Source organism: Sunxiuqinia dokdonensis (genome assembly GCF_001270965.1).
GTDB classification, from domain to species: Bacteria; Bacteroidota; Bacteroidia; order Bacteroidales; family Prolixibacteraceae; genus Sunxiuqinia; species Sunxiuqinia dokdonensis.
On sequence record NZ_LGIA01000030.1, the window covers coordinates 1 to 25,091 of the forward strand.

The 25,091-nt window shown below is 46.0% G+C and carries 19 protein-coding genes; 14 read left to right on the forward strand and 5 right to left on the reverse strand.

Annotated elements, in window-relative coordinates:
- The first annotated feature begins 220 nt into the window (after positions 1-220).
- From NC99_RS03585 to NC99_RS03605, 5 genes are all read left to right on the forward strand, one after another.
- A complete protein-coding gene (locus NC99_RS03585; RefSeq protein WP_239684400.1) occupies positions 221-3,697 on the forward strand; it encodes a SusC/RagA family TonB-linked outer membrane protein in 3,477 nt (1,158 codons plus the stop codon).
- Positions 3,698-3,715: 18 nt separating this feature from the next.
- Positions 3,716-5,725, forward strand: coding sequence for a RagB/SusD family nutrient uptake outer membrane protein (locus NC99_RS03590; protein ID WP_053179950.1), 2,010 nt, complete (start codon positions 3,716-3,718; stop codon positions 5,723-5,725).
- Between the two features lie 153 nt (positions 5,726-5,878).
- Positions 5,879-6,979, forward strand: coding sequence for a glycoside hydrolase family 88/105 protein (locus NC99_RS03595; RefSeq protein ID WP_053179952.1), 1,101 nt, complete (start codon positions 5,879-5,881; stop codon positions 6,977-6,979).
- A gap of 132 nt (positions 6,980-7,111) precedes the next feature.
- Entirely contained in the window at positions 7,112-8,605 is a 1,494-nt protein-coding gene (locus NC99_RS03600) for a sulfatase (RefSeq protein ID WP_053179954.1), read from the forward strand.
- Positions 8,606-8,904: 299 nt separating this feature from the next.
- The gene (locus tag NC99_RS03605) at positions 8,905-9,759 is read left to right on the forward strand and encodes an endonuclease/exonuclease/phosphatase family protein (RefSeq protein ID WP_053179956.1); all 855 of its coding nucleotides are present in this window, start codon (positions 8,905-8,907) and stop codon (positions 9,757-9,759) included.
- Positions 9,760-10,085: 326 nt separating this feature from the next.
- Here the strand turns inward: NC99_RS03605 and NC99_RS03610 are convergent, their stop codons facing one another.
- The 3 genes from NC99_RS03610 to NC99_RS03620 all read right to left on the reverse strand — a co-directional run bounded on the left by NC99_RS03610 (position 10,086) and on the right by NC99_RS03620 (position 12,791).
- Positions 10,086-10,277 carry a hypothetical protein gene (locus NC99_RS03610; protein ID WP_053179957.1) on the reverse strand — a complete coding sequence of 64 codons (192 nt, stop codon included), beginning with the start codon at positions 10,275-10,277 and terminating at the stop codon, positions 10,086-10,088.
- The gene (locus tag NC99_RS03615) at positions 10,274-10,480 is read right to left on the reverse strand and encodes an addiction module protein (protein WP_053179959.1); all 207 of its coding nucleotides are present in this window, start codon (positions 10,478-10,480) and stop codon (positions 10,274-10,276) included. Before NC99_RS03615 ends, NC99_RS03610 begins: the two co-directional genes overlap by 4 nt.
- Positions 10,481-10,601: 121 nt before the next feature.
- Entirely contained in the window at positions 10,602-12,791 is a 2,190-nt protein-coding gene (locus NC99_RS03620; RefSeq protein ID WP_053179961.1) for a glutamine synthetase III family protein, read from the reverse strand.
- A 522-nt stretch (positions 12,792-13,313) separates the two neighbouring features.
- On the opposite strand from NC99_RS03620, the gene NC99_RS03625 reads away from it, so the two are divergent.
- From NC99_RS03625 to NC99_RS03645, 5 genes are all read left to right on the forward strand, one after another.
- Complete coding sequence (locus NC99_RS03625; RefSeq protein WP_053179963.1) at positions 13,314-14,672, forward strand: glutamine synthetase family protein; 1,359 nt, start codon at positions 13,314-13,316, stop codon at positions 14,670-14,672.
- Positions 14,673-14,722: 50 nt separating this feature from the next.
- Positions 14,723-15,766 carry an aminoglycoside phosphotransferase/kinase family protein gene (locus NC99_RS03630; RefSeq protein ID WP_053179965.1) on the forward strand — a complete coding sequence of 348 codons (1,044 nt, stop codon included), beginning with the start codon at positions 14,723-14,725 and terminating at the stop codon, positions 15,764-15,766.
- Positions 15,767-15,771: 5 nt separating this feature from the next.
- Positions 15,772-16,620 (forward strand): HAD-IIA family hydrolase, encoded by an 849-nt coding sequence (locus tag NC99_RS03635; protein ID WP_053179967.1) that lies wholly within the window; start codon positions 15,772-15,774, stop codon positions 16,618-16,620.
- 112 nt (positions 16,621-16,732) lie between these two features.
- A complete protein-coding gene (locus tag NC99_RS03640; RefSeq protein ID WP_053179969.1) occupies positions 16,733-17,635 on the forward strand; it encodes a mechanosensitive ion channel family protein in 903 nt (300 codons plus the stop codon).
- 134 nt (positions 17,636-17,769) lie between these two features.
- Complete coding sequence (locus NC99_RS03645; RefSeq protein WP_053179980.1) at positions 17,770-18,012, forward strand: DUF6364 family protein; 243 nt, start codon at positions 17,770-17,772, stop codon at positions 18,010-18,012.
- A 134-nt stretch (positions 18,013-18,146) separates the two neighbouring features.
- Here the strand turns inward: NC99_RS03645 and NC99_RS03650 are convergent, their stop codons facing one another.
- Together NC99_RS03650 and NC99_RS03655 are read right to left on the reverse strand one after the other, a co-directional pair.
- Entirely contained in the window at positions 18,147-19,274 is a 1,128-nt protein-coding gene (locus tag NC99_RS03650; protein WP_157624414.1) for a pyridoxal phosphate-dependent aminotransferase, read from the reverse strand.
- A gap of 110 nt (positions 19,275-19,384) precedes the next feature.
- Complete coding sequence (locus NC99_RS03655) at positions 19,385-20,404, reverse strand: glutamine synthetase beta-grasp domain-containing protein (RefSeq protein WP_053179972.1); 1,020 nt, start codon at positions 20,402-20,404, stop codon at positions 19,385-19,387.
- A 452-nt stretch (positions 20,405-20,856) separates the two neighbouring features.
- Here NC99_RS03655 and NC99_RS03660 point away from each other — a divergent pair, with 452 nt between their 5' ends.
- The 4 genes from NC99_RS03660 (at position 20,857) to NC99_RS03675 (ending at position 25,052) form a co-directional block, all read left to right on the forward strand.
- Complete coding sequence (locus NC99_RS03660; protein WP_204374888.1) at positions 20,857-22,383, forward strand: TldD/PmbA family protein; 1,527 nt, start codon at positions 20,857-20,859, stop codon at positions 22,381-22,383.
- Between the two features lie 35 nt (positions 22,384-22,418).
- On the forward strand, positions 22,419-23,735 hold the full coding sequence (locus tag NC99_RS03665; protein ID WP_053179974.1) for a TldD/PmbA family protein: 1,317 nt from the start codon (positions 22,419-22,421) through the stop codon (positions 23,733-23,735).
- 90 nt (positions 23,736-23,825) lie between these two features.
- A complete protein-coding gene (locus NC99_RS03670) occupies positions 23,826-24,260 on the forward strand; it encodes an FKBP-type peptidyl-prolyl cis-trans isomerase (protein WP_053179984.1) in 435 nt (144 codons plus the stop codon).
- Between the two features lie 246 nt (positions 24,261-24,506).
- Entirely contained in the window at positions 24,507-25,052 is a 546-nt protein-coding gene (locus NC99_RS03675; RefSeq protein ID WP_157624416.1) for a collagen-like protein, read from the forward strand.
- Positions 25,053-25,091 lie beyond the last annotated feature (39 nt).

Here is a 25,091-nt window from a genome sequence, read left to right on the forward strand (position 1 = left end):
CTAAAGATATAAACGAGAAATTAACCAAGCTAAAAATATAAAACAGCCTATGAAGTAACTCTGAACAAAAAACAGGAAAGAGCGGCTACTCCTTCCTGTTCGAATTAAAAATTCAACGATTTATTAATCACTAACAAATCAATTCAAAAGTATGAAAAAAAACAAAGATTTTCATGCCGGATGCCTAATTTTCAGGTACTCCGGGCAAATAGTATTGAAAATGAAATTGACAAGCTTATTCTTTTTGATGGGAGTCATTCAGGTGCTTGCATTGAATGGTTATTCCCAATCGACAAAATTGACCATAGAATTACGTAATGTCTCCGTTGTTGAGGCCCTACAGTCCATCGAAGATCAAAGTGAGTTCTACTTTGTGTATAACAAGGACGCCATCGATTTGGAACGTAAGGTGAACCTGAAAGCTAAAAATCTTCAGATAAACGAACTTTTGGACCAGATTTTTGAAGGTACCAATGTCAACTATCAGATAAACGAACGGCATATTATTCTGTCCACCTTACAGCTTAGCCAAAATAACAGAACCATTTTAGGAAAAATTTCCGATGCTTCTGGTGCTCCCCTGCCTGGAGTAACGGTTTTGATAAAGGGAACCACCAAGGGAACAGTCACTGATTTTGACGGAAACTATAGCATTGCAGAAGTCTCCTCAGATGAGATACTCGTTTTTTCGTTTGTAGGAATGAAAAAACAGGAAGTCCCGGTGGGAAACCAACAAACGATTAATTTGGTGATGGAGGAGGAGTCAATTGGCATTGGCGAAGTTGTGGCAATTGGGTACGGAACAATGAAAAAGAGTGATTTGACTGGTTCAATCACACAGGTTCGTCCCGACAAGATCGCCGATGAGAATCCAAAGACCGTACAGGATATCCTGCGTGGAACACCAGGACTTCGTGTAGGGATGAATACCTCTGCAAAAGGGGGAGGCCCAATGCAGATCCGTGGTCAACGCTCGGTCTATACCGATGGGGGGCACAATGATCCCCTGCTGATTCTAGATGGTATGATTTTCTATGGTGAGCTTTCTGAAATCAATCCGGACGATATTTCGCAAATTGATGTTCTGAAAGATGCTTCGGCGGCTGCCGTGTACGGAGCAAAAGCAGCCAATGGGGTAATAATTATCACCACAAAAAAAGGGAAAAAGGGTAAGCCAGTGGTTAACCTGACGACGAATATCGGCTTAACTCAAAAAAGTGAATATCGTGAACGATTTGGTCCTGATGCATACTTGCAGCACCGGCAGGACTGGTATACCAAGAATACCTATGGAGTCAATGATGAAACCGGGGCCTACGAGGCCTATCAATCCGGAGTTTATGCTAATCAACCAGGTTTTTTTATGCGTCCTGACCAATTGCCGGCAAACGTTTCGATAGATGACTGGAAGGCTTATACCACAAATGAGGCGGGAGAGTCTGACCGTAGTATCTGGGCGAAACGACTAGGTTTCCAGGCGAATGCCCTTGAAAACCTCCTGGCAGGGAAAGTTGTAGACTGGGAAGATCTTGCTTATCGCACAGGTTTCAACCAAGACTATAATGCCAGTATTAGTGGCGCAGGAGAGCGAGCAAATTATTATTTTTCAATGGGCTACTTGAAAAATCAGGGTGCAGTAAAAAGTGATGAGTATGAAGCGATTCGAGCAAACCTAAAGATGGATGCCAAAGTGAACGACTGGTTCGAAATCGGTGCCAACGTAAACTTTCAGGATCGGACGGACGGGAGTATTGGTATAGATGAGGACTACTTTATGCGCAACAGCCCGTATGCAGACTATACTGATGAAATGGGCAACCCGATTCAGTATCCATTGAGTTCCGAATACAGTCAAAGAGGCTATAATTATGATTTCCAAAAACAATACCTGGAACTGGAAAAAGGATATACTGTACTCAATAGCATTTTGAAGGCTAAAGTATCGTTGCCTTTTAATATTAGCTATACGTTCAATGCCTCGCCACGCTACCAGTTTTTCTATGATCGTTATTTTATGTCAGCAGACTTACCGGGTTCTGATCCCAAATCAAGAGGGGCAAACCGGGAACAGGCCAAGCGCTTTGATTGGTCTCTCAATAATACGATCAATTGGGATTATACTTTCGCAGACAAGCATCACATGGTCGTTACATTGGTTCAAGAGGCTGAGGAACGCCAATACTGGCAAGACCGCATCGAAGCCCGCAATATTCTGCCCTCAGATGCGCTGGGATTTCATAATACCAAAAACGGTAGCAAAGAGAACAGTACTTATTCGAGTTATGACTCGCACCAAACAGCCGATGCCTTATTGGGACGCTTGTTTTATTCTTACGACAGTCGCTATATGATCACCACATCCATTCGAAGGGATGGGTATTCTGCCTTTGGTTCATCCAATCCTTACGCTACTTTCCCCTCGGTGGCATTGGCGTGGTCATTTACAAACGAAGATTTCTTTCCATGGGGCAATATCATGAACACAGGAAAGCTGCGTGTGTCATACGGCGAAAATGGAAACAGATCATTGTCTGATCCTTACGTGGCACTTGCAAACCTTTATGAAGGAGCGGGCAAGATGCAGGGCTATATCAACAGTGCGGGAGAACTGGAGCTGATGCGATACTTAATGGCCAATCGCCTGGCAAACCCCAATCTGCAATGGGAAAAAACCGCATCATGGAACTTGGGGCTTGATTTTGGATTCCTTGAAAACAGGATTACGGGCTCAGTTGAATATTACGATATGAGTACCCATGACATGATCATGAATCAACGTTTGCCTGAATTTACCGGGTTCCCCAATATTACAACCAATTTGGGGCAGGTTGACAATAAAGGAGTTGAATTGTCCCTAAGCTCAGTCAATATCGACAACGATCAGCTGAGATGGACGACTTCATTCGGTTTCTCTTATAACAAGAACGAAATAAAGCACCTGTACTACGAAGACGAAGACATTTTGGATGCCGACGGAAATGTAATTGGAACAAAGGAAATGGATGATAAATCAAACGGGTGGTTTATCGGACAGCCCATTAGTACAATCTGGAATTACCGCGTGACTGGTATTTGGCAGGCCGATGAAGTCGATGAGGCGATGGAATATGGTCAGGTGCCGGGCGATCCAAAAGTGGCAAATAACTACACTGCCGACGACGTCGTTAATGAAGACGGATCGGTTACACCTGTCTATAATGACAATGACAAAGAATTTCTCGGGCAGACTGCACCACCATTTCACTGGTCTTTAAGAAATGAGTTTGTTTTGTGGAGAGATCTTAGCATCTCATTCAATATATACTCTTATATGGGACATAAGAGTTTGTCTGGCAACTACCTCAATAACGATGACGACGGCGGACGGATGGCATACGCCCTGGCAAATGTACATGCCAAGAATTACTGGACTCCTGATAACCCGACCAATGAATACGGACGTATTGAAGCCAAGGGACCTACTGGTGCCGAAGGTGCACAATGGCTGCATGACCGTTCCTTTATTCGCCTGGAGAACATATCAATGGGCTACACATTGCCCAAAAGATGGACTTCAAGATTTGACTTGGACCGGGTAAAAGTATACAGCTCGGTCCGTAATGTTGCCGTGTGGGCAAAGGACTGGGAATATGGTGATCCCGAAACGGGAGGACTCGCAACACGGCTTTATACATTGGGCTTGAATTTAACTTTTTAACTGCAAATACTCACAAATATGAAAAAGACAACTCAAATATTGAATCATCTATACCTGATTATATTTATTGGGGGATTGGTTTTGTCAGGCGGATGTACCGAGGACTTTCTGAAACCTGACCCCTTGTCCTTCTATGAACCTACGGCTACATTTAGTACCGAACCTGGTTTAGAATCGGCCATGGCGATATGCGATCGTCACCTCAAATTGTATTGGGCTACCGATCATAATGAAATGCTCTCGCTTGGTACTGAATACATTTTTTCCGAATTGATGGTGGCCAGTGCAACAGATAAACGTAGTATGCTTTGCGATGTTGCCAATATGCTTACGCCAACCAGTGAAACTAGTTTGCAGAACCTGGGTCGGACAAACAGTATCTGGTATTTTTGGAAAGAAACCTATAATGGTATTATGTATGCAAATACGGTTATCCAGTTTGTTGATGCGGTGGAAGGACTGGACGAGGAAACCAAGAATATTTACAAGGGAAGGGCCTATTTTCATCGTGCTTTTCGTTATATGGCCTTGGTTTTCCAGTTTGGCGACGTTCCGCTTATTACTAAGGTGCTCGAAGTCCCTAAGCAGAATTACCGTAGTACCGAGCGCGATGCCATTTTGGAAATGATCACCAAAGATATGGAGTTTGCGGTCGAACATGTACCCGATCAAAGCGAGATGTCCCTGGTTGGAATGGTCAATAAAGGAGCCTGCCGCATGTTGCTTGCCAAATGCTATTTGGCATTGGGGGAATATGATAAGGCCAAAGCGCAAACCGATATATTGATAGATGGTTCAGCCTACGCGTTGATGCAAGATAACTTTGGAACATTCAACGATGGAGGAGAGCCGGAAACCTGGCCAATCACACGGAATGTGATTTGGGATTTACACCGCGCCGAGAACAAACTTATCGCTGGTAATACCGAGGTCATCATGGGAATGCCAAACCGGGGTGCCGATGCCGAATCATTTGTTAAGATGTTGACCATGCGTATTTTGTACCCCTTCGTCTTTAATAGTATGCTGAAAACGAAGGATGGCAAACAGGCACTGCTAAACTTAAGAAGGAACCACCCGGATTATAATCCTGAGTATGACTACATGCGCGCCTTCGGAAGAGGAATTGCAACATTCCGCCCCACTTATTTCCATACCCATGCCTTGTGGAGTGTCGACGGACAAATGGATGAGACCGACTTGCGCCATAGTTCCGAGGTTGGTAACTGGGTTCGAATGGAAGATTATCGCGTAAACAACAAGGCATCTTCTGAGTTTGGAAATCCGGTTACACTTTTCGATGACAATGGAAACCTGCTTTGTGGTGACACCATTCGCCGGTGGTTTGATGTACCCCATTACAAACTCTATCTGGATGACCCTGTCAATGAGGCTAACATAAGCGGCTCTGACGGTTATCGGGGAGCTACCAATGGAGGTAATGCCGACTGGTATCTTTATCGTTTGGCTGAAGCCTATCTGCTCAGGGCCGAAGCCAAATATTATATCAATGAAAGCGACCCGACCATCAAAGATGACTTAAATGCCCTGAGACAGCGCGCAGGCTGTTCCGTGCTCTATGAAGGCTCTGTAACTATTGGTGATATCATGAACGAACGGGCTCGCGAACTGTATTGGGAGGAATGGCGGAATGTTGAACTGACCCGTGTCTCGCTCTGCCTCGCCCGCAGTGGAAAACCCGATGAGTGGGGAAATACCTATAGCCTTGACGATTTTGATCGCCAGAGTGGTACCGACTCCCAAGGTGGAAGTTACTGGTATCAGCGTATTGTGAATTATTCCATGTACAATAAGGGCCCGATCCAAATAGATGCTACTGGTAACAGTAATCCGAATTACACCATGGACAAAAAGAATATCTACTGGCCAATTCCCTATTCTGCAATTACATCAAATAACAAAGGAGAGTTGAGCCAAAACTATGGCTATGACGGCTATGACCCCGCAACACCCAAGTGGGATAACTGGGAAGACGCCGTAGCAGATGAAGACCAAACGGAGAACTAGAAAATACTTTTGAAAATCAAAGGAAGGTTTTTTACACCGTACCCTCCAACATTTCTGATGACTATTGGCCGGCCAAATCTGGCCAGCCAATAGTCTTAATCCAACTGCCAGAAATTGAGAAATCACGAAATAAATCCATTTAAATTACCCAAAATGAACCGAATAACGTTATCGATATTTTTTTTGCTTTCGTTTCAATTCCTGTTTGCCCAAAGCAAGCTCTTATCCGATTTCCCTGAAGGCCAAACACCCGAAGAAATAGGAAAGCGAATTGCCTATCGTTTTGTCGGCGCCAAGCATGCACTCCATGCCGGAAAATGGATTAGCTATCCTGAAACATTTTATTGGAATGGATCCTTGCAATTTGCTGAGCTGACGAACGATAACGAACTCGCCAAGCTCTTGAAAAATAAGTTCGACCTGCTGATTTCATCAGAAAAGGAACTGTTGCCCATAAAAAATCATGTCGATTTAAATATGTTTGGAAGCTTGCCCTTAAACTTGTATCAAATAACCAATGATAAACAATATCTTGAACTGGGCCTGCCCTACGCCGACACGCAATGGCAAGTGCCTCAGGATGCCAAGCCTGAACAAAAGCAATGGGCAGAAAAAGGCTATACCTGGCAAACACGGCTTTGGATTGACGATATGTACATGATTACCATCGTGCAAACCCAGGCCTTTAAAGTAACAGGCGATATCAAATATATCGATCGGGCGGCTCGCGAAATGGTACTGTACCTGAAAGAGCTCCAACGGCCCAACGGACTTTTCTATCACGCTCCCGATGTCCCCTTTTATTGGTTGCGGGGCAATGGTTGGATGGCAGCCGGAGTTACGGAGCTACTTCGTTATTTGCCCGAAAATCATAAAGACTACCCTGAGATCATGAAAGGCTATCGGAAAATGATGAGGAGCCTGAAAGAATATCAAACACCAGGCGGCATGTGGAATCAGCTGATTGATGAAGCCGATTGCTGGCCCGAAACATCAGGATCAGCCATGTTCACCTATGCTTTGATAACAGGTGTGAAACAAGGGTGGCTAAGCGCCGAAGAATATGCGCCTGCAGCCCGAAAGGCTTGGTTGGCTCTGGTTGATTATGTTGATGAAAAAGGTGCAGTGGCAGAGGTTTGTGTAGGTACCAATAAGAAGAATGACAAGCAGTACTACTACGATCGTCCGCGTCGAACCGGCGACTATCACGGCCAGGCTCCTTATCTTTGGTGCGTTGGTGCCCTCTTGGAGTAATAGTGAAATCAAAATCGACTGAGTGGAAAGGCATTGTAAAGATAGTTTCAACTAATTGGCGCATTACCCAATCCTGCACGGTTTTCAAACTTGGCAGGATTGCTTATTTTTAGCAAAAATCGAATCAGAAAGATGATCAAAATTAACACCTCCGTTCTTTTGGCGGCACTGATTTGTTCCACAACTGCTTGCAGTAAACAAAGTGCAAGCGACGAAAACACCCCGCATCAACCCAACGTTCTTTTTATTTGTGTGGATGACCTTCGCCCCGAGCTGGGCTGTTATGGCAACGATTATATCCAGTCGCCCAACATTGATCGGCTGGCGGAAACCGGCACTGTTTTCACTAATCACTTTGTCAGTATCCCCACTTGCGGGGCGTCGCGTTACAGCATCCTCACCGGAATGTATCCCCGAACCAAAGGGCAATTGTCCAACGAGGCCATTCATCATTTTATTTCCGGGAAACCCGAAGGAGAAGTTCCTGAAACCTTCATCCATCACCTGAAGAGAAACGGCTACTACACGGTAGGCATCGGGAAAATAAGCCATTATGTCGATGGGCTGTTGTATGGCTATACCGATTCGGTGGGAACCGAATTGGAGCTCCCGCACAGCTGGAACGAAATGTTGTTTGATCCCGGAAAATGGGGCACCGGCTGGAATGCCTTTTTTGGCTATGCCGATGGCTCCAACCGCCAAAGCCGGAACAAACAGGTTAAGCCCTATGAACGGGGAGAAGTGGATGATGACGGCTATCCGGATGGGTTGACCGCTAAGCTGGCTGTTGAAAAACTGAAGGAACTCAAACAAAAAGATCAGCCTTTCTTTTTGGGTGTAGGCTTTTTTAAACCGCACCTGCCTTTTAATGCGCCGGCAAAATATTGGGATTTATATGATGAAGATGAAATCGCTTTGACCCCATCCCCGGATCTTCCGGAAAATGTCAACCCGGCAAGCCTGCATGAAAGTGGGGAGTTTAAGAGTTACCAGGCGGGAGATGAAAAACCTTCGCTTGACCAGCCTGTTTCAGATGCTTACCAGCGTAAGCTGCGTCATGCCTATTTTGCAGCGGTCAGTTATGTCGATGCGCAAATCGGAAAAGTGTTGGATGAGCTGGAAAAATCGGGCCTGGCCGAAAACACCATTGTGGTGCTTTGGGGCGATCACGGCTGGCACCTGGGCGACCATCGCGTGTGGGGCAAACACACGATTTTTGAAAGGGCCCTGAAAAGTGCGCTCATCATTAAGGTTCCGGACCGATCATCGGGGAAACAAATCGACCGGATCGTCAGCTCCGTGGATATTTATCCGACTTTAATGGAGCTGTGCGAGGTAGACATGAATTTCGAGACGGATGGAACAAGCATGCTGGCCTTGCTAGAAGATACTAATACGCCAAGCTGGAAAGATACCGCCTGGGGATATTTTAATCAGGGCATTAGCCTGCGTACTCCGCGGTACCGGTTGACCAAGTATTTCAGGGAGGCACAGCCCGTTGTTGAACTATACGATCACTATGCGGACCCCAATGAAAATGCAAATGTCGCCAGCCAGCATCAAGAGGTGGTGAACGAACTGCTTCCTCTTTTGGAGCAAGGGAACTTTGGAATCTATCAAGATTAAGCTTTATGAATACGTTTGGATCTGCTGCCTCGACTTCGATCTTTATTTGTTGATCCACTTCTGCCTCATACCAAATCCATATCTTTCGGGTATCTTCTGTGTTCATCAATACAGAAGATACATGGAATAAACCTTGAAGATTCGAATAAGGCAGGGTGCAGGTATGGATTTGGCGGCATGGGGGTAGTCGCCAATTACGGCAGTGCGTGATTGAAAGCGAAATTTGGGCCTGAAAAAGATGGTTTATCGGTTGTGGTGGCTTATATTTATGCCTGATTCGTTCACTTAAACCACAACTAATGAACTCAAAAATTTCACTTTATCTAATTTTGCTGTTGGCTTTTGGCGCCTGTAGCAATCCAAAAGCTGACAATCCTTCAACCCAGAAATTAATCGTTGCATCCTACAACATTCGTTACAACACGGCCAATGACGGCGAGAATGCCTGGCCCAACCGGAAGGAGCAGGTGAAGGCACTGATTCGCTATCATGAGTTTGATCTGTTTGGTACGCAGGAAGGCTTAATTGGCCAGTTGGAAGATCTTGGTGAAATGCAGGAATACGCGTTCACCGGTGTTGGGCGCGACGATGGCCAGCAGGCTGGAGAACATTCTGCAATCTTTTATCGAACGTCACGTTTTGAATTGCTGGACAGCGGTGATTTTTGGTTGAGTGAAACGCCTGATGAACCGTCCTATGGTTGGGAAGCCAAGCATCGGCGCATTTGTTCGTGGGGAAAATTCAATGATCAACTGACCGGAAAGACATTTTTCGTTTTCAATGCCCATTTCGATCACCAGGCTGTTGAGGCGCGCCGTCAGTCTGGAATATTAATGGTTGAGAAGATGAAGGAAATCGCAGGAGATGCACCGATCCTTTTTTTGGGTGACTTAAACTCAACGCCCGATACGGAACAGATTATCACCATCAAATCGTTTTTAAACGATGCCTATGAAGTGAGCGAGATGCCGCCGTACGGACCCGTGGGCACCTTTAATAGTTTTGACTTTCTTGCCCCTATGCAGAAGCGCATCGATTACGTTTTCACTTCTGATCACTTCTCGGTGGAAAAGTATGGGGTACTCACGGATAGCTATGACCAGAAATATCCGTCCGATCACCAGCCGGTTGTCGCGAAGGTGGTGATTGATTAATTCAAATGAAAAAGGCATTGGGAGTTAGCCTGCCACAAAACAACAAAAGCCGCCTGGGGCGTATATCCCGGGCGGCTTTTTATTTCTTTTCAAGTCGATACGGTTATTTCGCAAACAATAATTCCCGGTATTTGGGCAATGGCCAGAGTTCGTTGTCCACCGTCAGTTCGAGCTTGTCGATTTGGTGCCGGATGTCGTAAGATATTATTCGGGCTCTACTTTCTATTTTTCCATCTTTTGATACTTCGTGCGGTATGAAAAACTGCCTGTATAGTCACAAGCATTTTTTCATCATCAACGGTAAAATGCACCATATACGGAAATTTCTAAAGCGGCAGGCAATGCACCCCATCATAGCGGATTTGGAAGAAAGGATTGGTTTTTAGTTTTTCCAGAGCGCCTTTCACTTCGGCATGAAATTTATGCCCAAGGCCTGGTTGTTGTTTATTATACCAGATAATGCCTTCCTGTATGTCGACCTGGGCATCGGTATCAATTTTGAGTGAAAAAGCCATCATTCAAATTTAAAGTTATCCTTCACCTCGTCCCAATCAAGAAGGCGTTCTGGATTTTGTGCAGATTTTTTGATCCGTTCTCTCACAATGGCTTTGTGCTCTTCGGGGATTTCCATGTCTTCGGCTACCTCAATGCCTAATTGTTTGACCAATTCCATGAAGAAGCCAAACTTTTTATCCGGTATTTTAAGGGTTACTTCTTTCATTGTCTTGTTTCTTTTTTACAAATCTATTACAATCAGATTAGAATCATTGTTGGTAAAAAGAAAAAACCGCCCTGAATCGTTTTTCAGTGCGGTTTTCTTTTTTTTTTCTGACTCCGAAAAATTACCTTACAAACAGCAGCTCCCGGTATTTGGGCAATGGCCACAGCTCATTGTCCACGGTTAGTTCCAGCTTGTCAATATGGTAGCGAATATCATCGAGGTAAGGGCGGACAGTCTTGTCGTATGCTTTGGCTTTTTCAATCGAATCCTCAATTTTATTGGCCACTTTTCGCGCTTCTACCATTTCTTTCACTTTTGATTTAATCGCGGTGATATGGCTGCCAATTTCGCGGATCAACTCTTTGCGGGCATGGGCCAGCTCCTCAAATTCGTCGGCTCCAAACACTTCTTTCATGTTTTTAACATTTTCAAGCAGCGTGGTTTGGTACTGAACGGCAGTGGGCACAATATGATTGATGGCCAGGTCGCCCAGTACACGCGCTTCAATCTGCACTTTCATGGTGAACTTTTCAAACTCTACTTCGGCGCGTCCTTCCAACTCTTTGGCCGACAGTACATCCTGCGAGGCAAACAGCGTTTTGGTCTGATCTGTCAGATAGGCCTCCAGGGCTTCGGGCACACTTTGGATATTGGTGAGGCCCCGTTTTTTGGCTTCAACGATCCAGTTGCCACTGTAACCGTCACCATCAAAACGAATGGGTTTTGTGTTGATGATGAGTTTTTTCAATATCTGGAAGATGGCTTCATCTTTCTTTACTCCTTTCTCAATCAATTCATCCACTTCGGCTTTGAATTTTTCGAGCTGAGCGGCGACAGCGGTGTTCAGTGCGATTAAAGAGGAGGCACAGTTGGCTGAAGAACCAACAGCCCGGAATTCAAACCGGTTGCCGGTAAAGGCGAAGGGCGATGTCCGGTTGCGGTCGGTGCTGTCCAGAATGATTTCAGGAATACGGCCGATGTTTAGTTTTAGGGCCGTTTTTTCGTCCGGGGTCATCTTGCGGTCAACCACCGCTTCTTCCATCAGGTCGAGCATTTTGCTGACTTCGGTACCCAGGAAAACCGATAAGATAGACGGTGGCGCCTCGTTGGCACCAAGCCGGTGCGAGTTGGCGGCGCTCATAATGCTGGCGCGCATCAGATCCTGGTTGTCGTAAACGGCTTTCATGGCGTTCACAACAAAAGTCAGGAATTGCAGATTCGATTTTGGGTTTTTCCCCGGCGAGTAGAGGTTTACCCCCGTGTCGGTTGACAGCGACCAGTTGTTGTGCTTGCCCGAACCGTTTATGCCTGCAAAGGGTTTTTCATGAAACAGCACCCGGAAATTGTGACGGCGGGCCACTTTTTTCATGATGTCCATCAGCAGTTGGTTGTGGTCGTTGGCCAAATTGGCTTCTTCGAAAATGGGAGCTACTTCAAACTGGTTGGGCGCCACTTCGTTGTGGCGGGTTTTAATGGGGATGCCCAGCTTATAGGCTTCGTTTTCCAAATCTTCCATAAAACGGTAAACCCGTGTTGGAATCGACCCAAAATAGTGGTCGTCCAGTTGCTGGTCTTTCGACGAAGCATGTCCCATCAGCGTGCGGCCGGTTAAAATCAGGTCGGGGCGGGCAGCATAGAGGGCCTCGTCGATTAGAAAATATTCTTGTTCCCAACCCAGGTTGGCAATTACTTTGGTCACATTTTTATCGAAATACTGACACACGGCTGTGGCAGCTTTGTCGAGTGCGTGCAACGATTTTAGCAAGGGCGTTTTGTAATCGAGCGCTTCACCGGTGTAGGAGATGAAAATGGTAGGAATACACAAGGTTCCGTCAACGATGAAGGCCGGCGACGAAGCGTCCCAGGCGGTGTATCCGCGGGCTTCAAAGGTTTGCCGGATGCCTCCGCTTGGAAACGAAGACGCGTCGGGTTCTTGCTGCGACAGGAGCTTCCCGCTGAAGGCTTCCACTACACCACCATCTTCGCCATGCACAATAAAAGCATCGTGCTTTTCTGCTGTTCCGTCGGTCAAGGGGTGAAACCAGTGGGTATAATGTGTGGCCCCGTTTTCAGTAGCCCAGGCTTTCATGCCTTGTGCTACCTGATCTGCCATTTTTCGATCCACCAGTTTGTTATAGTCCGTCGCATCCATCACCGCCTTAAAGGCTTCTTTGGAGAGGTACTTTTTCATTTTGGGACGATCAAAAACATTTCTCCCATAAAAATCGGACGTCAGGTTGTGTTCCCTGACAACTGCAACAGGCTGTCGTTCGATGACCTTTTGCAGGGCTTTAAATCTAAAATCTGCCATGATCTGGATAGTTTGATTAATATAATTGGATTAACTAATGTGCTTTTTATTTTCGGATTCAAAAATACGGTTTTTCAGGACGACTTACCTATTGTTTTTCTATTTTGTCCTTAATTTTGAGCGGGTAGGTGAATTATTTTTTATTATTTCCGAATAAATACCATCAAAACTTGGATGTTAGTTTGAAATGAATCATTTTTATCGAGCTTCTTTTCTCGTTGGATGGCTAAAGAACGGATAGGGAATTCTGTCCTCGTTAAAACATAATGTTGTGCTTTTGTCTCGGCGTCGCGAAAAGTAGTTTGACTGGGATCTCAGTCGTTTGATGATATTTCTTGGCTGCCGGGTCTAAATTGCGTCAATATTTGTTATTTTGGTATCTGATGAGGCTGCATGACGGGAGCAGCGATTGGTTGTTTTTCGCGGCTTGGTTCGAGGTAATCGCTGGTAAAGGCAGATGATCGGCACCGGTACACAACCAAAACGAAATCCGTTTTTTAGTTTGGGTGAAAACAAAAGAATATGGAAAATAAGGAGTTGATACAAGTCATCAAAGAAAGTCAGCACAACAAGATCAAATTTGCAGTGACCGATATTGATGGGATTCTGCGTGGAAAGACCATCCATAAAGACAAGTTCTTGGAAGTGGCCAACGAGAATATAAGTTTCTGCGATGTGGTTTTTGGCTGGGATTCGAGCGACAAGTGCTACGACAATGTGCAGCTCACCGGCTGGCACACGGCCTACCCGGATGCCAAGGCGAGGATTGACCTGTCTACTTACCGGACGATTCCCTGGGATCATGAGTTGCCTTTCTTTTTGGCAGATTTTGAGAGTGACCCAGGCGCAGGCATGGCTGCCTGTCCGCGGAGTTTGCTGAAGCGGGTCAGGCAAAATGCCAACGACATGGGTTTCCAACCTGTTTTTTCAGAGGAGTTTGAATGGTTTAATTTTTTGGGAACGCCTAACGAGCTGGTAACTAAAAATTACACCGGGCTAGACCCAATTTCGCCCGGAATGTTTGGCTATTCCATGTTGCGGCCCACCCAGTTTCAGGCTTATTTCAACGACTTGTTCAACTACCTCGATCAGTTTCGGGTAAACCTGGAAAGTTTGCATACCGAAACCGGCCCAGGGGTTTATGAGGCTGCCATTCGCTACGATGAAGTTGTAAATGCTGCCGACAAAGCGGTGTTGTTTAAGAACAGTGTGCGTGAAATTGCCTATAAGCACGGTATCATTGCCAGTTTTATGGCCAAATGGAATGAGGAGCTGCCCGGCTGTAGCGGACATCTGCATCAAAGTTTGTGGGACCAGGAACAGCAAAAGAACCTGTTTTATTCGGGCGATCCCAAAGCACCCATGAGCCCGTTGATGGAAAGTTACCTGGCCGGCTTACTGCATTGTTTGCCCTACGTTTTGCCGATGTATGCCCCGACGATCAACAGTTACAAGCGGCTGCGCGAGGGGGCCTGGGCGCCAATCACGGCCAGTTGGGGATTGGATAACCGCACCACGGCGGTGCGGGTCATCAACGGGCAGGAGAAATCGACCCGACTGGAGATGCGCGTGCCGGGATCGGATGCCAATCCGTACCTGGCCATGGCGGCTTCGCTGGCTTCCGGTTTGTATGGCATTCAGCATGAATTGAAATTGAATACGCCAAAAACCATCGGCAATGAATATGCCCAGCATGACCGCGAGCGTTTGCCTTCAAATCTGTTGGACGCGACCCGTAAAATGAAAGATTCGGAGCTGGCCAACAGCTTACTTGGTGAAGACTTTGTTGCTCACTTTACAGCTACCCGCGAGTGGGAATGGCGCGAGTTTTCGAAAGCGGTGACCGACTGGGAAATAAAAAGGTATTTTGAGATTATCTGAAAATCCCCGTTTCTGATTACTTTTGGGGAGCTCAGAAAAAAGAAAAGATTATGCAGACGCTCGATTATTTTCAGATTATACGACGGGCTTGGGCTGAGTTTGATGACCGGCACGAAATTAAAGGAATTTATGATGTGAGCGCCCATGTATCCACCAACCAGGTCTATAAAATTTCCTTTTACGACCGGCAGCCGGTATTTGCCAAGCTGTCGGAATACGGAAACTTTGAGCACTTTAAGGAGGATCATGTCATCATTAACAACCTGGCCAACAACTTGGAAGCTCCTTATGAGAATTTCCTGGCCCGCTCGCTGGTGAAGCGTAACGACTTGTTTATTTACCGTTACTACGAGCAAAATAGCACGGCCTGGGTGGTTTTTTACAATCCAATTAAAATAAAACACAAAATGCCCCGACGGCTGGAGGACAAGCATATCCGAAAGTTGGGGCGCGAGTTGGCACGTTTTCATAAAGCCTGCACCAATGTGGCCAACCAGCTTCCAAATGCCTCCAAAACCGTGGTGACTGATATTCATCGCCTGTTGCGCAATATCGATACCGGTAAGTTTTGCGGCACCCAAGAGCAACGCGACTTGGTAAAACAGCAATGCGAGTCGTTTTTAATTCAGGCCGATCGGGTGAATTATTCAACCCAGATTGAGACCATTCCGGTTTTTGTCGATTGGAACATTGGCAACTTTTCGGTGCGGGGCGACGGCAAGTTTTACTCGCGCTGGGATTACGACTGGTTTCGCGAATCAACCCGGGTGATGGATTTTTACTTCTTCAGCCGGGTGGTATCTGATGTGGGCGATCGTACGGTGTTTAGCTACGGGATTGACACCCTGATGGAAGACCGGTTTATCATGTTCCTGAAGGAATATCACCGCATTTTTCCGCTTAACGAGGCTGAAGTTCGCTTGATTCGGGAGGCTTACCGGTTCTTCATTCTAAATTATGTGATCAAGGATGGCACCCATTTCTTTTTGCCTTCGTATGCACGGAAGTTGCAGAAGGAAGCGTACGATTTGTATATTCCGGCCATTGACACCAACTACCAGGTCGATAAACTATTGAAAGCATTAAAAATTTAAGTCCTATGAAGACGAGCGATTTCAGAAGCATTGTGACCAATTACAAGGCGGTCTTTTTTGATGCTTTCGGGGTATTGAAAAATCATAAGGGGATTATTCCCGGCATTGAAAACACTTTCGATTTTTTGGATGAAAAAGGAATCGATTATTATGTGTTGACCAACGATGCATCGCGCAGTCCGGCTGATTTAGCGCGGCAATACCAGATCAATGGCATTCCCAGTTTGACCACCGACAAAATTATTTCGTCGGGCATGCTGGCACACGACTGGCTGAAACTGAAAATAAAAAAGGGTCGTGTTGCCTATCTCGGAACAGAGCAATCAGCCCACTACATTGAAAAAGCAGGCCTGGAAACCTTGTCCATCAACAAGCTCCGGCTCGATGAGGTGGATGATATTAAATGCCTGGTTTTTCTGGATGATGAAGGATTTGATTGGAATAATGATATCAATAAGGTGATCAATCTTTTACGTAAGAAAAACATGTCAGTCATTGTGGCCAATACCGATATTAATTACCCCGTGAACCGCACGGATATTGCCATTGCCATTGGTGGTATTTCGGATATGGTCGAAGATATTCTGGGCCGTCATTTCATTCGCTTTGGAAAACCCGATGCGCAAATGTTTATGTTTGCGTACGAAAAAGCTTGCGAGAAACAACCCCTGAATCGCGACGACATTTTGATGGTTGGCGACACGCTGCTGACCGATATTATTGGCGGCAACAAGTTTGGAATGGATACCGTGCTGGTTTTGTCGGGGAACACCTTGCCCGATAATGCCAAGATGAAAATCCGCTCTACCGGTATCATTCCAACCTATGTGTGCGACACGGTGGCCAGCTTTTAGGTGTCGCTGCCTTTTGCGTGTAAGCGGAACACGGCTTTTTAAAATGGGCCGAAGCTTTTTTCGTACCCCTTCATTTTGTATCTTCCCTGACATCATTTAATGGTTTTTAGCGATGGATCAAGTGATTGACTATTTTCAGCTGCACACCGGGCTCAGTTCCACCAGCTTGAACAGACTGTTTGTTTCGGGAGTGATTATTCTGATGTTGTGGGTGTTGCGAATGGCGATTCTCCGGGTGGTTTGGCGGCGTACCGAGAATATCAAAGTCAGGTATCAGTGGAAACGCACGCTTTCCTTCGTCATCCCGTTTCTGGGTATTATTTTGGTGAGCACGGTTTGGCTGCATGCTTTTCGCCAGCTTGGTGCATTTCTAGGACTTGTTTCTGCTGGTATAGCTATTGCGCTGAAAGATCCCGTGACCAATGTGGCCGGCTGGCTGTTCATCGTTTTTCGAAAACCATTTGCCATTGGCGACCGCGTTCAGCTTGGTGAGAATACCGGCGATGTGATTGATATTCGATTATTTCAGTTTACTATCCTTGAAGTGGGTAACTGGGTTGACGCTGAACAAAGTACCGGACGGATCATTCATATACCCAATGGCAAAGTATTTACCGATGCGCAGGCCAATTACAGCTCTGGTTTTAAGTACATCTGGGATGAGCTCGCGGTCAGCATCACGTTTGAAAGTGACTGGGAAAAAGCAAAAAGCCTGCTCGAAGCGATCGCCGCCAAGCATGCCCAGCAGTTTAGTAAGGCTGCCGAACGCGAAATTATTGAAGCCAGCAAAAACTACATGATTTTTTACCAGCACCTCACGCCTATCGTTTATGTGAAAGTTCGTCAGGAATATGGCGTCACCCTGACCATCCGTTTTTTGTGCGATCCGCGACGGCGGCGCATGATGGAAAATCAGATCTGGCAGGATATTCTTGTAGAGTTTCGCAAGCAGCCGGATATTGATTTGGCATATCCTACCCGGCGGTTTTACAATTATCCGGCAGAGAAAGGGTAAAACTGCTCATGTCAATGCAAGCGATTATCGATTGAGGAAAGATTTGGGCGGATGACCATGATTTTTGAACCAAAATGCACCATTGCCGGAAGTATATTGAGATTGTATATTATTTGTGTATCAAAAATGAAGCCATGAAGGCAAAACTGACATTGAAAATAGATAAGTCTACAATTGAAAAAGCAAAGAAGTATGCCAGGGAAAAGGATACGAGTCTTTCGAAAATGATTGAAAACTATTTGCAGGCTTTGACAAACAAGCAAGAAGACGATGATGAGGTATCACCACTGGTCAAAAGTCTAACCGGAGTAATCAAGCCAATTGATTTTGACTACAAAAAAAGCTATACTAGTTGCCTGGCAAATAAATACATATAAATGGATAAGATTTTAGTCGATACAAATTGAGTTGGAGTGGAGAGAAGCGTCCTGCCGAACTTGTTTCGGCGTCTGTCAGATTACAGTCTCAGCCAATTTTGCATGATTTAAGCGGACACCGGATTCCTTCAAAGTCATCGGCCTATATTTTGTGTTGCCAATTTCTCCAAAGCATCAATCAAAAACTGGTCTTTTTCTTTTCCCTGCGAAGCCACCCGGATATGGCGATTGTCCAGACCAGCTTTGTTGCTACAATCGCGTACATACAGACCATGGTTTTCGAGCAGTTTCATTTGAAGTTCAAAGGCGCTCATTCCAAATTCAATTTTTATCAGAATGAAATTGCTTCCGGTGGGATAAATCTGGTAGCCGGGCAGCTTGACCAGCTTTTTGTAGAGCTCGCGTACATCGCGGATCACATGCATGCGGGTTTCGTGGTAGGCTTCGTTGGTAGCCTTCAGTTGCAACAAAAAATACTCGGCCATTGAGTTGATGTTCCAAACGGGCAGCGCGTCTTTCAGAATACTTAAAAATGATTGGTTCGAAGTGCAGCAATAGCCCAGCCGCAGCCCTGGAACGCCACAGTGTTTGCTCATGCTTCGAACGATGATCAGGTTTTCGTACTGCTCCACTTCATGTAACAAGGTGGGAATCTGCTCATCAGCAAAATCGATAAACGACTCATCCAGTAAAATCAGCTTCAGGTGGGCCATGTCACGCAGAAACTGCTTCAGTTCCTCTGTTTGCATCAGCTGGCCGGTTGGGTTGCCGGGATTGATAATCAGCGCGGCGCTATATTTGTTTTTGTTGATCCAGCTTGCGAATTCAGCCAGGTTGAGTTGGTAATTATTCTTCGGATCGAGTTGAAAGAATTTGGCGGCGTCGGAGGTTCGCAGCTTTTCAATATACTCGCTGAACGTGGGGATGGGGATGGCCAGATCGTCAACCAGGTGCTTTTCAATCAGGGTGATCAGTTCGGTTGCGCCATTTCCCAAAATCAGCCAGTCGGCGTCAACCTGCAACACTTCGGCCAGATGCTGCCGGGCCAGCCGCGGGTTGCTCGACGGGTAGGCCTTGATGATTGAGCTGAGCTTCGATTTTAACTGCTCCAGCATGTCGTCGGTCGGGTAGTAGGGGTTGGCAATAAAACAGTAGTCAATCACCTGATCAAGCTGTTCTTCGCCAACAATATCAACCAATGCCGGAGAATGCGAGGTCTCCTCAAACAGTTGACGGTTGATTTTTATTCGCGCTTGTTGCATGGCTTTCAATTTGGAGATCAAAAATAAACAATCCGGCCCATTGTCGGCGTCCGGGTACAAAAAAAGCTGCCCTCAACGGACAGCTTTTTGATATGTTTGATTTTTCAAGATTACATTTTTGCAACAGCTTTGTGTGTTGTTTTGATGATCACCGCAGCGATTTTGTAAGGATCGCCGTTTGAGGCAGGACGACGGTCTTCCAGACGGCCTTTCCAGCCATCTTCAACTGTTCCTACCGGAATACGAATGGATGAACCACGGTCCGAAACGCCATAGCTGAAATCTGTAATGGCAGCCGTTTCGTGAAGACCAGTTAAACGTTGGTCGTTATAGGCTCCGTAAACATCGATGTGTTCTTTGATGTTTTTTCCAAACTCTTCGCAAATCGCTGTAAACACTGCTTTGTCTCCACAAGTCCGCATCAAGCCGTTTGAGAAGTTGGCGTGCATTCCCGAACCGTTCCAGTCCAGTTCTTTGCCCAGTGGTTTTGGATGCCAGTCAACAACAATTCCGTATTTCTCAGCAGTTCTTTCCAGAAAGTAGCGGGCCACCCAAATTTGGTCACCGGCATTGTGTGCACCTTTCGCGAAAATCTGGAATTCCCACTGTCCGGCAGCCACCTCAGCATTAATACCTTCCACGTTCAAGCCTGCTTCCAGGCAAATGTCAAAGTGTTCTTCAACGATGTCGCGACCAAAAGCTTTGTCGGCGCCCACACCGCAATAGTAAGGTCCTTGTGGAGCAGGATAGCCATCGGCCGGGAATCCAAGCGGCTTGTTGGTTTTTGGGTCCATCAGGAAGTATTCCTGTTCAAAGCCAAACCAGAAATCTTCGTCTTCTTCTTCAATGTGCGCCCGGCCGTTGGTTTCATGGGGGGTGCCATCCGGATTCAGTACTTCAGTCATGACCACGTAGGCATTGTTGCGGTCAGGGTCGGGAAAAATCGCAACTGGTTTTAGTAACAAGTCAGAAGCTCCGCCTGTTGCTTGCCGGGTTGATGATCCATCAAATGACCACACCGGACAATCTTCTAATTTCCCACTAAAATTTTCTGCAATTCTTGTTTTTGCCCTTAAGCCTTGAGTCGGCTTGAATCCGTCCAGCCAGATATACTCCAATTTTGATTTCATCTTGTTACAATTTATAAGTTAATGATGTGTTTTTTCAAAAATTTGATGTCAAAAATAGAACGAACAGTCAAAAATATAAATAATAACACGTCAATTTGTAAAAAGTTAATACAAAATTCACATAGAGAATTGATTTATTTGAAGACCCTTGGTTTTTGATAGGCATAGTCGAATAAATAAGTGTTTTATGATTGGAGTGTTGTTGAAAATAGAATGGATCAATTCGAAATTCAAGTGTTTTTTGTGTTGATACCCCCTGTTTTGATGGCGGAGGCTGGTTGTGGTGGACGAGGCGCTTTGGGTTTCTTTCAAAAAGAAATTGAAGTCGATGGGTCATTTTCGTTTGGCATTGCGTAATTTTAGTTGCTTGCTGCCGACCTATCCTTTTGAAATGACGGGTGATTGGCTCAACAAAGAATTGAATACTTACAACCAGATAAATTTTAATCAAAATGACAACCATTGACCGAAGAAATTTTTTGAAGGCTTCCGGTTCGGCTGTGGCAGGTAGTATGCTGCTTCCTGCTTTCATCCAGTCGTGCCAGGGGACTCCTTTGTCTGCCGGAATTCAGGCTTACCTGGATCATTTCGGTGTGCATGTGCAGTTGCTGCAAAAAGTAGTTGACAAGGCGCTGAGCAAAGGCGGCGATTATGCCGACCTGTTTTTTGAACACAAGACCTTGAATAGCCTGGCCCTGGAAGATGGAAGTGTCAACCGGGCGTTTTCCAATGTTGATTTTGGCGTTGGTATTCGCGTGCTGAAAGGCGACCAAACCGGTTTTGCCTATTCTGAAACCATTACTTCCGAAGCATTGATGAAAGCAGCCAACACCGCAGCCAATATTGCCAATGGAAGCCAAAATGTTACGGCGCAGGAGATTAAGGAAGCTTTGCCAGCCGACTACTATGCCATCAACCGTTCGTGGGAAGAGGTGAACGTTCCGGAGAAAATTCCTTTTATTCAGGCCATCAACGATAAGGTTTTTGCCTTAGACAGCCGCGTTTCTAAAGTTAATGCCAGCCTGACCGACGAAACAGCTTACGTGTTGTTTTACAGTTCCGAAGGGGTGATCAGTTATGATTACCGGCCCATGGTTAGCTTGGGAACGTTTTGCGTGATGGAGAAAGATGGTCAGATTGAAAATGGCTACTCGTCGCGCTCGTTTCGTAAGGGCTTTGAGTTTTTAAATGATGCGGTGGTGGACGAGCTGGCACAGGAAGTGGTGGACCGCACGAGTTTGCTATTTGAAGCGACCAAACCCAAGGCAGGTGAAATGCCCGTGGTGATGGGCGCCGGCGGCTCCGGAATCTTATTGCACGAAGCCATCGGCCATACCTTTGAGGCAGATTTCAACCGGAAGGGAACCTCTATTTTTGCTGATAAGATGGGCAAAAAAGTAGCCGAAAGCTTTGTGAATATCATTGATGATGGAACACTACCCGAAAATCGAGGCTCCATCAACCGCGATGATGAAGGAAATGCCACCGAAAAGACCTATTTGGTCAAAGATGGGGTGTTAAACAGTTACATCCACGACCGGATCAGCGCCCGCCACTATGGGGTGAATCCCACCGGAAACGGACGACGCGAATCGTTTCGCCATGTGCCGCTCCCCCGCATGCGGGCGACCTACATGGAAACCGGGCCGCATACAAAAGCCGATATCATCAGCCAGGTGAAGCAGGGAATTTACGTCGATAACTTTAGCAATGGACAAGTGAAAATTGGCGCCGGCGACTTCACCTTCTTTGTAAAATCGGGCTACCTGATTGAAAATGGCAAGCTGACCCAGCCAATCAAAGACATCAACATTATCGGGAATGGCCCGCAGGCCTTGGCCGACATCACCATGTGTGCTGACGATTATTTGATTGACAATGGTACCTGGACTTGCGGAAAGTCAGGCCAGTCAGTGCCGGTAACGTGCGGATTGCCAACCGTGCTGGTTAAAAAATTAACCGTTGGCGGGATGAGTTAAGCCAATGATCCTTCATCTGAAAAAAATCGATAAAAATGACAAAAGAAGAAAAATATAACCTGGCCAAATGGGCGATGCAATTTGCCTTGGATCATGGGGCCGACGAAGCCAGCATCATTCTGTCGCAAAGCAAAAGCAGCAATGTGGATGTTCGGGAACAAAAGATCGACACTTTAAAAGAAGCTATTCAAAGTAGTTTGAGCGTCCGCTTGTTTGTCGATAACAAATATTCAGCGCACCGCACCAACCGGCTGGACAAAAAGGAACTGGCCCACTTTATTGAGCAGGCCATTGCCGGAACAAAATACCTGTCGCCCGATCCATTCCGCTCTTTGCCCGATGCCGGTTTGTACTATCAGGGTGGCAACCAGGATCTGGGAACGGTCGATCAGTCGTATGACACCATCGATCCGAAGACCAAGGTCGACTTGGCTTTTCAGGTAGAACAAGAGGCGTATAAGAAAGACGACCGCATTATTTCGATAACAGCTGGTTATGGGGACAACACCAGCAGCCGCCTGATGGTGACCAGCAACGGATTTGAAGGAGAAACAGCCAATAGCAGCTTCAGTCTGTACGCCTCAGTTTCCGTTGATGGTGGCGATGCGCGCCCCAGTGAGGCGTGGAGCGAACGGGCCATCTTTTTTGACCAATTGAAAAAGTCGGATATCGGAACAACGGCGCTGGACCGGGCTTTGAAGAAAATAGGCCAGGCGAAAATCAGCTCCGGAAAATTGACCATGTTGGTGGAGAACAAGACGGTTTCGCGACTTTTTTCACCCTTGATGGCCGCCTTGAACGGCTACAACATTCAGCAGAAAAATTCATTTCTGATTGATCAAATTGGCAAGCAAGTGGCTTCTGAAAAACTAAGTTTGACTGATGATCCGCTGGTCGCAGGGGGCATGGGTTCCCGCTTGTTTGATGGCGAAGGCCTGGCCTCCAAAAAACGGCAGGTTTTTGATCGGGGCATCTTGGGAACCTACTTCATTGATACTTACTATGCGAAAAAACTAGCTGTGGAACCGACCACCGGCGAAACCTCCAATTTGATTTTTGAAACCGGCGACAAAGATTTGGCGGGATTAATCACAGGAATAAAAAAAGGCATTTTGGTGACCGGGTTCAATGGCGGCAACACCAACGGCTCAACCGGCGATTATTCGTACGGAATTGATGGTTTCCTGATTGAGAATGGCGAAATTATTCAGCCCGTTTCTGAAATGAACATCAGTGGAAACATGAAAGAACTGTGGATGAGCTTGGTGGAGGTTGGAAACGATGCCAACCTGACTTCCTCGTGGCAAACCCCTTCCATGGTGTTCGAAGGTGTTGATTTTAGCGGAAGCTAAGGTTTTGGCAAATCATTTGGATGGAACCGGAATACCTTCTTCGACTACGAGGAAGGTATTCTTTTTTTATTTTTGAAGAAAAAACGAACAGTGGCAAAACGAGAGAAAAAAGGAAAAAGCAAAAGTTCGGCTGGCTACAACCAGAAGATTGGCGAAGATTTTTTGTTGCAGAATGCGCAAAAAGATGGCGTTGTAGAAACAGCCAGCGGCCTTCAATATAAAATTGTGGAAGAAGTAGCGGGTGAAAAACCGAATCCCGAGAGCACCGTTCTGATTCATCAGCGGGCGCTGTTGCTGAATGGAACGACTTTGGAAGACACCTACCGGAAAAACAAGCCCGACGAAGTGCGACTGGCCGAACTGATTGAAGGTTTGCAGGAAGGCTTGCAGCTCATGGGTAAAGGTAGCCGGTATAAATTTTGGGTGCCGGCCGATCTGGCTTGGGGGCGAAAAGGAACCAGCAACAAAATTCCGCCGTTTGCTGTGCTTTCGTTCGATATCAGGCTGGTGGATTTGATTGAATAAAGGGCATGCTGATAAAAAATAGATGGATATCCACAAGATTACCCGAGGTCATTAAAAGTCATTCCTGGTCATTAAGTTGTTCTTGAAACGAACAATGACAATAATTGACAGCGGCGACAGAACGGATAGGCAGATAAACGGATAATCATTAAATATATTCGGGTCATTTTCTGATTCTCATGCTTCTGGCATTAATCTTGTAAAGTGCAATAAAACTTTGTTAAACATCATTTAAAAATACAAGTCATGAAAACAATTACCAGTTTATTTTTAATACTAGCATTGGCTGTCTTCGCTTCATGCGAAGGCCCAATGGGGCCTCCCGGATATGATGGCGAGGATGGCGAAGATGGAACTTCCTTGTTGGGGAGTGTCTTTGAAATTGAAGGCGATTTTACTGAAGCCAATGGTTACACGTTATACTACGACTTTCCGTCGAATTTTGAAATCTACGACACCTACATCGTGATGGTTTATATGCTTTGGGAAGTGGCTGAGGCCAATGATGGATCGGCCATCGATGTTTGGCGCCCTTTGCCACAAACCATTGTTTTGGACGATGGCGTAATCCAGTATAATTTTGATTACACGATTGCAGATGTGCAGGTTTTTATGGAGTTTACAGTGAGCGAATTGCTTCCGGCTGAAAGTCAGGATCAAGTCTTCAGAATCGCTGTGTTGCCTGCCGACTGGGCGATGGATAAATCGATCGATATCAACAATCTGAATTCGGTGATGAAATCGCTGGAGGTAAATCCGAATACCATTAAGAAAGTCAGCCTGACCAAATAGTGTCGGCAATCATCCGTACAAAAAAAATGAGGCTGTCTA

Excerpts from the sequence above, each read along its gene's own strand:
- NC99_RS03605 (WP_053179956.1), top strand. The coding sequence starts at position 8,905 with ATGAACTCAAAAATTTCACTTTATCTAATTTTGCTGTTGGCTTTTGGC.
- NC99_RS03645 (WP_053179980.1), top strand. The coding sequence starts at position 17,770 with ATGAAGGCAAAACTGACATTGAAAATAGATAAGTCTACAATTGAAAAA.
- NC99_RS03655 (WP_053179972.1), bottom strand. The coding sequence starts at position 20,404 with ATGAAATCAAAATTGGAGTATATCTGGCTGGACGGATTCAAGCCGACT.
- NC99_RS03585 (WP_239684400.1), top strand. The coding sequence starts at position 221 with ATGAAATTGACAAGCTTATTCTTTTTGATGGGAGTCATTCAGGTGCTT.
- NC99_RS03665 (WP_053179974.1), top strand. The coding sequence starts at position 22,419 with ATGACAAAAGAAGAAAAATATAACCTGGCCAAATGGGCGATGCAATTT.
- NC99_RS03675 (WP_157624416.1), top strand. The coding sequence starts at position 24,507 with ATGAAAACAATTACCAGTTTATTTTTAATACTAGCATTGGCTGTCTTC.
- NC99_RS03620 (WP_053179961.1), bottom strand. The coding sequence starts at position 12,791 with ATGGCAGATTTTAGATTTAAAGCCCTGCAAAAGGTCATCGAACGACAG.
- NC99_RS03615 (WP_053179959.1), bottom strand. The coding sequence starts at position 10,480 with ATGAAAGAAGTAACCCTTAAAATACCGGATAAAAAGTTTGGCTTCTTC.
- NC99_RS03600 (WP_053179954.1), top strand. The coding sequence starts at position 7,112 with ATGATCAAAATTAACACCTCCGTTCTTTTGGCGGCACTGATTTGTTCC.
- NC99_RS03630 (WP_053179965.1), top strand. The coding sequence starts at position 14,723 with ATGCAGACGCTCGATTATTTTCAGATTATACGACGGGCTTGGGCTGAG.
- NC99_RS03660 (WP_204374888.1), top strand. The coding sequence starts at position 20,857 with ATGACAACCATTGACCGAAGAAATTTTTTGAAGGCTTCCGGTTCGGCT.
- NC99_RS03595 (WP_053179952.1), top strand. The coding sequence starts at position 5,879 with ATGAACCGAATAACGTTATCGATATTTTTTTTGCTTTCGTTTCAATTC.
- NC99_RS03640 (WP_053179969.1), top strand. The coding sequence starts at position 16,733 with ATGGATCAAGTGATTGACTATTTTCAGCTGCACACCGGGCTCAGTTCC.
- NC99_RS03610 (WP_053179957.1), bottom strand. The coding sequence starts at position 10,277 with ATGATGGCTTTTTCACTCAAAATTGATACCGATGCCCAGGTCGACATA.
- NC99_RS03625 (WP_053179963.1), top strand. The coding sequence starts at position 13,314 with ATGGAAAATAAGGAGTTGATACAAGTCATCAAAGAAAGTCAGCACAAC.
- NC99_RS03590 (WP_053179950.1), top strand. The coding sequence starts at position 3,716 with ATGAAAAAGACAACTCAAATATTGAATCATCTATACCTGATTATATTT.
- NC99_RS03635 (WP_053179967.1), top strand. The coding sequence starts at position 15,772 with ATGAAGACGAGCGATTTCAGAAGCATTGTGACCAATTACAAGGCGGTC.
- NC99_RS03650 (WP_157624414.1), bottom strand. The coding sequence starts at position 19,274 with ATGCAACAAGCGCGAATAAAAATCAACCGTCAACTGTTTGAGGAGACC.